2 protein-coding genes are annotated in these 1,898 nt (G+C 37.2%); both read left to right on the top strand.

Annotation, left to right across the window (positions count from 1 at the left end; genetic code table 11):
• Positions 1 to 1,616 (top strand): fimbria/pilus outer membrane usher protein (locus FTV31_RS16505; RefSeq protein WP_180015732.1); only part of this gene is annotated, 1,616 nt, incomplete at its 5' end.
• The coding region (locus tag FTV31_RS16500) for a spore coat protein U domain-containing protein (RefSeq protein WP_180015730.1) at positions 1,607 to 1,898 on the top strand (292 nt) is incomplete at its 3' end. The genes FTV31_RS16505 and FTV31_RS16500, both read left to right, overlap by 10 nt.

Here is a 1,898-nt window from a genome sequence, read left to right as displayed (position 1 = left end):
TGGAATCATTTAAAGGTGAAGTAAGTTTACCATCCACAGTAGATTTGTTTATTAATGGGCTAAAGCAAACAACTCAGCAAATCATACCTGGTCAATTTGAAATTGAAGCGATCCCTATTATTACTGGAGTTGGACAAGCTCAAGTAGTTGTGACTGATATCAATGGCCAACAAAGAGTTCTTAATTTTTCTTTATATGGAACCAATCAACTGCTAAAGGAAGATTTGAGTGACTGGTCATTTAACCTAGGTTATACACGTTTAGCATATGGGGAACGTTCCTTCAAATATGATAAGGATCTGGTTACTAATACCAGTTATCGGTATGGTTTAACACAAGATTTAACTGTAGAGACACATTTGGAGTTAGCGCCTGATCTGTACTTGGGAGGAGCAGGATTTATCCAAAGACTAGGAAACCGCGCAGGTCTGTTAAATGCAGCATATTCTTTTAGTGACTATCAGGGATTAACCGGAGCTATTTATCAATTAGGATATAACTGGAATTCTAGGTACTTAACTATCTCTTATAATACGGCTCGGCAGTCAGGCGAATATTACGATATCGCGCACCTAAATGGTTTAGCATTTCCTCAGCGATCTGATCAATTTTTTCTAGGTACGAATAATAGGTTAGGCCAGTTCGGGGCAAGTTATATTTATCAAGAACAAGATTGGGATTCAACTAACGAGTTTTTAACATTTAATTGGTCTTATTCATTCCCTAACAATTATTATCTCAACTTAAGCGCAAATCATGATTTAAATGGATCAGATACCAGATATTATTTGAGCTTGAATGTTCCATTAGAAAAGAGACGAACCGTCAACTTATCCTATCAGCAAGATCAGGAACAAGAGAAGCTGTCTTTTAATGCGCGTCAGTCCGTCTCTCGTGATGTTGGTGGGTGGGGATGGCAAGTACAGGTAGATACGGCTCAGGATAATCGAAATATCCAGACTCAACTTGCTCGGATTCACAACTATGGGGAGTGGAGTTTAGGCTTACAGGAATTTAAAACCGATAACAGCTCTTCTCGAATAGCCAACGGTACATTAAGTGGAAGCCTGTTAATGATGAATCGAAGTTTATTCCCAATGCGTAGATCTTTTGATTCATTTGCTTTGATTTCAACCTCTAATATTCCTGAAGTACCAGTGAAATTAGAAAATAGATCAGTAGGAAAGACCAATAGAAACGGAGAACTGGTCGTCACCTCACTGAATCCTTACCAAAATAACAAGATCACAATCGATGCATTAGAATTACCTGCTGACTATTATATTGAAACAACAGTAAAGAATGCTGTACCAAGGTTTGGTAGTGGAGTCTTCATAGATTTTCCTGTTTACCAGATTCAGGCGATTCAAGCAGTTATTAAACAAAAAGATGGAAGCGTAATTGAAGCCGGGTCGAATGTCTGGGCAAGTCCAGATTTAAAGTCCTCAATACCAGAGCCTCTTACTGTGGTTGCACATGATGGTATGATCTATATGGAAAACCCTAAAGTAACTAAATTCTTTGTAGAGCAAAAAGACAAAATGTGTAGCTTTGAGATAAATGGTTTAGATACCCAGAAAGGTTTAATTGATTTAGGAGACTTGCTATGCGAATAATGAGCAAAAAAAAATCTCCTTTTTTATCAAGCAAAAATTTAACTTTAATGTCAGGTCTATTTTTAGGTTTGATGATTACAGGTGAAAGTCAGGCTGCTAAATGCAGTATTTCTTCTACCTCGCTTGATTTTGGTGAGGTGAGTCCTGCATTAAGTACGACTTCTACCAATATTACTCTTCGTTGTGATCCACGTTCCATAATGAAAACAAATATACGTGTGTGTTTGACCGCTACAAGTTGGCTTTATAATGATACAACCCGTTATATTTATACTAATATTT

This window comes from Acinetobacter sp. YH16031 (genome assembly GCF_013417335.1).
In the GTDB taxonomy this organism is placed as follows: Bacteria; Pseudomonadota; Gammaproteobacteria; order Pseudomonadales; family Moraxellaceae; genus Acinetobacter.
Note: the sequence above shows the minus strand (reverse complement) of the source record. Positions and strands in the feature narration are given on the sequence as shown.